The following is a 7,150-nucleotide window of genomic DNA, read 5'->3' as shown; positions in this document are numbered from 1 at the left end:
GCTTGAAAACTTAAACTTTTTGAAATCTCCTGTTGACATTTTACCGTGAGTCTTTCGGTACTGATAACAGGACCAGAACTGTGCTTCCTGCGGGTTACACCCCCTTTTCCCCGTTAGGTATCTAACTTCTCCCGGTTTTGGAAAGCGAGCTGGGACAGCTCGTCGTACTGGCGTCGCTCTTTGTAACCTTCTTCCGCTAAGAAAGCAGCATAGCGCCGCTCCTTTACCTTTTCTACGGTTAGCCGTTCCTGTCGCGCCGAAAGGACCGCCGCCCGGCACGCATCCACCTGCGCCACGGCTTCCTTGAGCTTCGCCGCTTCCGCTTTTAACCGTTCACGTAAGAGCTGGCGGTAAACCGCCCACTGCTGAAGCTCCGTAAGGGTTCTCCCGCTACCCTCTAAGCTCGCCTGGTATTCCGCCGCACAAGATTGGTACGCGGTTTCTTTTTCCTCAAGGCGGCGCTGCGCCTCGGCAAGGGTTTGAATCTGCTGTTCTTCTTTCACCGCGCGGTACTTCAGAACCGGCTCCAGGCGAAAGTTAAACCGTCCCACGGGCTTACTACCCCCTTTCGATGCTAAGCAGCCGTTCCACAGCCTCGTCGTAAGCGGTATATTCGTCCGGCCCCTGACGGAGGAAGTCGTTAATCTGGTCGTGGACCGCGATGGCCCGGTCGATAGTCGGGTTGGAGCCGGCAACATAGGCCCCGATGTTAATCAAATCCTCAGCCTGCCGGTAGGCGGCCATCAACTCCCGCTGGCGCCCGGCAGCCTGCCGGTGCTCAGGAGTCACCACGCTCGGCATCAACCGGCTAACGCTCGCCAGCACATCGATTGCCGGATAGTGGTTGGCGACCGCCAATTCGCGCTTGAGAACGATATGCCCGTCCACGATACTTCGAACTGCGTCGGCTACCGGTTCGTTCATATCGTCGCCCTCTACCAGTACCGTGTAGAACCCGGTAATCGACCCGGATTCACTGTTGCCTGCCCGTTCCAAGAGGCGGGGCAGAAGAGCAAAGACCGAGGGCGGATAACCCCGCGTCGTCGGGGGCTCGCCAACCGCAAGCCCTACTTCGCGCTGGGCTAACGCAAACCGGGTCACCGAGTCCATCAGGAGTAAAACATCCCCCCCGGTATCGCGGAAGTACTCGGCAATTGTCGTGGCGACAAAAGCCGCCCTAAGCCGCAGGAGTGCAGGCTCATCCGAGGTGGCCACCACTACCACCGACTTCCGCAACCCTTCCGGGCCCAAATCCTTTTCGATGAACTCGAGAACCTCACGCCCCCGCTCACCCACCAGTGCAATCACGTTTACATCTGCGCTCCCGAACCGGGCGATCATCCCTAACAACACACTTTTCCCCACCCCGCTACCGGCAAAGATCCCGAGGCGCTGCCCGCGCCCGCACGTAATGAAGCCGTCGATCGCCCGCACACCGGTAGCGAAGACCCGGTCGATACGCCGCCGGGCCAAAGGCGAAGGCGGACGGTTATTAACCGGCATCGGGATACCCCAGGGCAGAGGACGCCCGTCAATCGGTTCGCCCAGGCCGTTTAAAATCCGGCCTATCAAGTGTTCGCCGACACGTACGGTAAAGGCCCGCCGGCGCGGTTCAACCCGGCAACCAGGGCAGACCCCGGTAAGCTCCCCGTAAGGCATGAGCAGAACCACATCCTCCCGAAAACCAACCACTTCGGCCATAACTGGTTGGCCTTCTGGAACATCGATCATGCAAACTTCACCGACAAAAGGTTTAAAGCCCTTCACCTCAAGCGTCAGGCCTACCACCTTAGTCACTACGCCAATCTGCCGCAAAAGGCTCGCCTGCTGTACTCTTTGCCGGTACACCGCCAGGTTGACCATGCTCTTCTACCCCTTAAGCTCCTCTAACAACATTGCCCACCGTGATGCCAGTGTAGCGTCAACCACTCCCTCACCAGTATCGATAACGCAGCCGCCCCGCTCCACCGCAGGATCTGGGAGAATCCGCAACACGGCCTTATCCGGTAATAAGGCCTCAAACTGCGGACGTGCCTGCTGGCAAATAGCAAGGTCGTCCGGATGGACAAGTACTAACACCTGCGGCCGGTCGCGCACCAGTGTCAGCGCCTCTTTTATAATCGCCAGGACTACCTCCTGGTTCGTTTTAAGTTCCGCTGCTACTATCCGCTTGGCCATCTCCTGAGCAAGTTCGATAATCTCCTTCTCTAGCCGGTCAATTGTCGCCGTTCGCTCGGCCTCGGCTGCCGCCAAAACCGCGCGCGCTTGCTCTAAGATTCCCCGGGCGCTTTCTTCCCCGCGCGCCACGCCGTCCCGGAAACCCGCCTCAAATCCCTCTCGATACGCCTGTTCCCGGATCCTGGCCGCCTCTTCCTTCGCCTCGGCAATAATCTGCGCTGCAGCGTCAGCCGCATCGGCCCCGGCCTTTCCCGCCTCCGCCTCTCGGGAGTCTAGGTATCCAGCGGCCGCAACGTTGAGCTCCCGCAGTACCAAACGTCGGTAAGTCCTACCGTCCAGGCTAACTCCTTTCAAAACCCGCTGGCTATAAGATGAGGGCATCCTCGCCACCCCGCGCGATGATGATTTCACCGCTATCCTCTAACGCCCGAATTACCTTAACGATCTTTTGCTGCGCTTCTTCCACCTGTCTCAGCCGCACCGGGCCCATGAACTCGAGTTCGTCCTTAAGCATTTTCGCCGCCCGCTGGGACATGTTCTTAAAGATCCGGTTCTTAACCTCTTCCGTAGCCCCCCGGAGCGCTACCGCCAGGTCTTTGGTATTAACCTCCCGCAAAACCCGCTGGATCGAGATATCGTCGAGTTTCACGATATCCTCAAACATGAACATCCGTTTCCGGACCTCATCCGCGAGGGCCGGATCCTCATTTTCGAGACTTTCCAGGATGCTCTTTTCCGTAGCCCGGTCAACCATGTTGAGAATACCAACAAGGGACTCGATACCCCCAGCCTGGGTTTGTTCCACAGAAACCACGGTCATCATCTTATGTTCCAAAACCCGCTGGATCTCGTCCACAATCTCCGGGGAGGTTCGCTCCATTGTCGCAATCCGCTTAACGATCTCCACCTGCATTTCTTGTGGCAGAGACGATAGGATCGCTCCCGCCTGTGAAGGCTCAAGGTACGAAAGCACGAGCGCAATGGTCTGCGGGTGCTCATCCCGCAAAAAGCGAAGCAGGTGTTTCGGGTCGGTCTTCCGGAGACTGGCGAAAGGAACGATCGCCGCGCTCTGCATCAAACGCCGGAGTATCTCGTCCGCCTTTTGCGGCCCCACCACTTTCTCCAAAATTTCCCGGGCGTTCTTAACGCCGCCCTGAATCAGTTGCGCCCGGACCTGCTTAAGTTCCAGAAACTCATCAAGAACGGAATCCCTTACTTCCGGTGGCACCCGGCCTAAATTAGAGATGGTGTACGTAAGGCGCTCGATTTCTGACTCCGGAAAATGCTGCTTCAAAACCTTTGCCGCCAAATCCGCACCGAGGGTCAGAAGCAACACCGCTGCTTTTTGCCGTCCTTTCAATTTCGCCTGCGCCAACTAAACCCACCTCTTGTGATGTCAAAGCTTATTCTTCAGAGAGCCAGATCCGAATCACGTCCGCTACCTCTTCCGGGTTCTTCTGCGCGGTTTCTTTGACCTGGATGAAGCGCTCGTCCGTTTTGGGAGGCGGCGTTACCCCTACTTGCACCGGAATAACCTCTTCGATCAGCGGCGCTTCCGGCTTCAAACTACGTAGCCACCGCATAAAGAGCAGGAAAAAGATCAACACCGCGAGGCCGATAACCCCTTGCTTTACCAGGGTCATGATTTGCTGCTGCCGGGCTTCCTTTTTCGCCTTTGCTTCCGCCGCCGCCATTTCCGCCTCTAATTTCTTCTGGTAGCTCTTATCAAACGCGATACTTGCTACCTGGATCTGGTCACCACGTGCAGGATCATAACCAATCGCGTTCGCTACCACATCCTGAATACGCTGGATAGCGGCGTTATTCAGGCTGCCATCTACCACCACCGAAGTAGTAAGTCGCCGCAACCGTCCGGGTACCTCGATCACCTTCTCTTCGCGCTGCCCTACTTGGTAATTACGCGTTAGCTCTTGTTTCGTATAACCCTGACTACCGCTGCTTCCCGAGGGATAGGTAGGGACGAGGTTAGAGCCCGTTCCCGGAATGCCGGCAGCAACGCCAGAATTGTTCTGTTCGGTAACGGTATGTTCGCTTACTACCGCCGGATTGCCGTAGGCAATAGTGGTTACCGTCTCCCGCTGGCTAAAATCAAAGTCGGCATTGACCACCGCCACAGCTTTATCGGGTCCTAAAACCTTTGTCAGCATCGCCGTAACCCGCTTTTCAAGCTCCCGCTCGTAAGCCCGCTCGAGTTCTTGCTGGTTTTTAAGTACCCGGGATTGCGCGCTACTCGCCATATCCTCGGTCAGGAGATTACCCGCCATATCGATAACGTGAACGTCTTCCGGCTTTAACCCCTCCACTGCGCCACAAACAAGGGCAACAATTCCTTCCACTTCTTCCGGCTTCAAATGCGCCAGGGGTTTAAGTTTAAGCGCCACCGAAGCGGAAGGCTTTTGTTGTTCCTCAACAAAAACACTCTTCTGGGGAATTACCAGGTGAACGCGGGCCTGCTCAACTCCAGCAAACTGGACAATTGTCCGTCGCAATTCCTCCTGAAGCGCCCGCTGGTAATTTACCTGTTGTTCAAAATCGGTAATGCCCAACTTTGTCTTCTCAAAGAGCTCAAAACCTAAGCCTCCTCCCGATAAGGCACCACTCGCGGCTAAATTTGCCCGAACCTTATAAACCTCTTTTTTCGGCACGAGAATAGTACTCCCACCATCGGTCAGGCGGTAAGGTACCTTCATTCCGTCTAACTTCTGAATAATGGCCCCCGCATCTTCCGGTCGTAGACCGGTAAAAAGCGGCGTATAATTGAGCTGCGTCAAAACGGCACTAAGGTAAAAAACCGCTGCCACAAAAGCGACAGCAGCCAGGACGACGACAGCTTTCCGCGTCGCGCTAAAGGCCTGCCAGCGATTCTTAAGCTGAGCCAGCAGGTCACGCAGATTCACTGCCCAGCACCTACCCCCCGTAAGTTTGTTAAACCGGGCGCCGTTTATAGCAGCGAAGCTTTATTTGGCTTGGTCTACCCACTCAACCCGGATACGGCGCGCGGATGATTTCATCTACCTATTGAATTCCTAAATCTGCATTCGGGAAATCTCCTGGTAAGCTTCGAGGATCTTGTTACGTACCTGTACGGCCAGTTCAAGCATCAAGCGTGCTTCTTCGGTGGCCAGCACCACCTGGTGAATGTCTTGCACCTCTCCGGTAAGGAAACCCTTGATCGCCTTATCCGCGTTTAGTTGTGCCCCGTTCACCTCATTAATCATCCGGTTCAGTAACTCACTAAACGAACCGCCACCTACCTTTTCGGTTTGCACCTCCGGCGCTACTGGTAACGCGCCCACGCGGGTTATCTCCACCCTCGCACCTCCCTCGAAAATCGTTCAACCTTTAATACGGGCAGACTTTTAGAGCCCGTTCTGCGTTCAACGTTTATTTTCATTCTTTGGTAGCGCGGCTTTATTGTCGTAAACGGCTCCTTAAAAGGAGCAGCTATTTAACTGATAGGGCACCGCCGCTCAACCACGGCCTATATCGAGGGCGCGCTGGGCAATATCCTTCGCCGCTTCAAATACGGTAGCATTTGCCTCGTAAGCCCGGGTTGCCCCGATCATATCAACCATTTCGTTCGCCACGTTAATATTCGGGTAGCGCACATAACCTTGCGCGTCGGCGTCCGGATGCGAGGGGTCATGAACGAGTAGAGGCGGACTCGTATCTCGCAGGATCGCTGTAACCGCTACTCCCGCACCCTTAAAGCCGGTGGCCGCAGCTTCGAGCCGCTGTGCGAAAACCGGAACCTGGCGCTGGTAAGGGCCTCCTTCTGCCGTCCGGGTTGTGTGGATGTTGGCGATGTTATTAGCGATAAGATCAAGCCGCAGCCGTTCGGCAGTCAGACCCGAACCGCTGATCGCAAAGCTATCAAAAAACCGCACGCCGCTTCACCTACCTTCCACCGGAAATGACGTACCGGAGTGAACTGAACTTGCCGCTGATAAACCTAACCGCTGCCTGATAAGTGAGGTTATTGGTAACCAGGTTAACCATTTCTTCCTCTATGTCCACGTTATTACCATCGGTTCGCTGGGTGGTAGTAGTGGTAACCCGCTTTACCTGGGGCGTAACTGAGGATAATGAACTTGAACCGATATGGCGCGGGTCCGTGGTTTTAAGGGCGAGAGGTTCGCCGCCCACGGCCTGCCGGAGTGCAGCTTCAAACTCTACCGTACCTTTTTTGAAGCCCGGCGTGTCTGCGTTGGCGATATTATCCGCAATAACGCGCTGCCGCAGGGCGGCGGCGTCGAGCGTTTTGGCGAGGGCCACCTTGACCGGATCGTTAAAGATGCTCACGCAGGGCACCCCCATCATCCGCTATCTAACCATTTCCATGGTCAGGTTTCGACATAACTTCCCCAATTCCTGCATATAGAGAAAAAAATTTGTTGTTTGTTGAAAAAATAAGCCGTGACCAGAAATGGTCCTTTCCGGTCACGGAGGAATATATTCTGCCACAAGAGGAAGCTAAAGCTATATCTTCTTGAGTTTTTTCATAATGCGGTAGGTCAGCGTAATCGCTTCCGCCCGCGTCAGATTACCATTGGGATCAAAAACAAGCTTCTTACTCTTCGGGTTTGCGCTCGGCTTCCCTACAATTAGCTTCGCCCGGTGGGCTGCTAAGACAGAAGCAGCCGCCCACGGCGCTATCTGGTCAGCATCCTCAAAAATTCTGCTAAGCTCCGCCCGTACCTTTTCCCCATCGTCCATGAGCCGCAGGTTAGCGACCCGCGCTAGAATCACCGCCGCCTCCTGCCGCGTAAGTTTGTTCTGGGGCCTAAAGGTCTTATCGCTATAACCGGTGATTATACCATTCCGGGCGGCAGTCTCTACGTACTGCACCGGCAGGTGCGCCGCATCGAAGATGTAAACACCACCGCTGACACTGCTGTAGCCTAAACCGAAGTAAGAAGCATCGATATCTGCGGGCCACGCTTGGTAAAAC

Annotated in this window: 9 protein-coding genes; all 9 read right to left on the bottom strand. The window is 55.4% G+C overall.

Going from position 1 to position 7,150, the window contains the following annotated elements; translation table 11 throughout:
• Positions 1-113: 113 nt before the first annotated feature.
• Positions 114-551, bottom strand: a complete 438-nt coding sequence (gene fliJ, locus ACUVTA_RS04790; RefSeq protein WP_445951834.1) for a flagellar export protein FliJ — start codon at positions 549-551, stop codon at positions 114-116.
• A gap of 7 nt (positions 552-558) precedes the next feature.
• Entirely contained in the window at positions 559-1,863 is a 1,305-nt protein-coding gene (fliI, locus tag ACUVTA_RS04785) for a flagellar protein export ATPase FliI (RefSeq protein ID WP_445951833.1), read from the bottom strand.
• Between the two features lie 6 nt (positions 1,864-1,869).
• Complete coding sequence (locus tag ACUVTA_RS04780; RefSeq protein ID WP_445951832.1) at positions 1,870-2,559, bottom strand: FliH/SctL family protein; 690 nt, start codon at positions 2,557-2,559, stop codon at positions 1,870-1,872.
• The gene (gene fliG, locus ACUVTA_RS04775) at positions 2,543-3,553 is read right to left on the bottom strand and encodes a flagellar motor switch protein FliG (RefSeq protein WP_445951831.1); all 1,011 of its coding nucleotides are present in this window, start codon (positions 3,551-3,553) and stop codon (positions 2,543-2,545) included. The genes ACUVTA_RS04780 and fliG overlap by 17 nt, the downstream gene beginning before the upstream one ends.
• A gap of 28 nt (positions 3,554-3,581) precedes the next feature.
• Positions 3,582-5,096: a flagellar basal-body MS-ring/collar protein FliF gene (gene fliF / locus ACUVTA_RS04770; protein ID WP_445951830.1), complete on the bottom strand. Its 1,515-nt coding sequence runs from the start codon at positions 5,094-5,096 to the stop codon at positions 3,582-3,584.
• 129 nt (positions 5,097-5,225) lie between these two features.
• Positions 5,226-5,510 carry a flagellar hook-basal body complex protein FliE gene (gene fliE / locus ACUVTA_RS04765; RefSeq protein WP_445951829.1) on the bottom strand — a complete coding sequence of 95 codons (285 nt, stop codon included), beginning with the start codon at positions 5,508-5,510 and terminating at the stop codon, positions 5,226-5,228.
• A 159-nt stretch (positions 5,511-5,669) separates the two neighbouring features.
• Positions 5,670-6,086 carry a flagellar basal body rod protein FlgC gene (gene flgC, locus ACUVTA_RS04760; RefSeq protein WP_445951828.1) on the bottom strand — a complete coding sequence of 139 codons (417 nt, stop codon included), beginning with the start codon at positions 6,084-6,086 and terminating at the stop codon, positions 5,670-5,672.
• Positions 6,087-6,096: 10 nt separating this feature from the next.
• Entirely contained in the window at positions 6,097-6,519 is a 423-nt protein-coding gene (gene flgB, locus ACUVTA_RS04755; RefSeq protein ID WP_445951827.1) for a flagellar basal body rod protein FlgB, read from the bottom strand.
• Positions 6,520-6,678: 159 nt separating this feature from the next.
• On the bottom strand, positions 6,679-7,150 hold a 472-nt coding region (locus ACUVTA_RS04750; RefSeq protein ID WP_445951826.1), incomplete at its 5' end, for an S-layer homology domain-containing protein.

The organism is Thermodesulfitimonas sp., from assembly GCF_052743955.1.
This window is presented reverse-complemented; position numbering and strand designations above follow the sequence as displayed.

Coding starts and splice junctions, on each gene's coding strand:
- fliI (WP_445951833.1), bottom strand. CDS start 1,863: ATGGTCAACCTGGCGGTGTACCGGCAAAGAGTACAGCAGGCGAGCCTT.
- ACUVTA_RS04780 (WP_445951832.1), bottom strand. CDS start 2,559: ATGCCCTCATCTTATAGCCAGCGGGTTTTGAAAGGAGTTAGCCTGGAC.
- flgB (WP_445951827.1), bottom strand. CDS start 6,519: ATGATGGGGGTGCCCTGCGTGAGCATCTTTAACGATCCGGTCAAGGTG.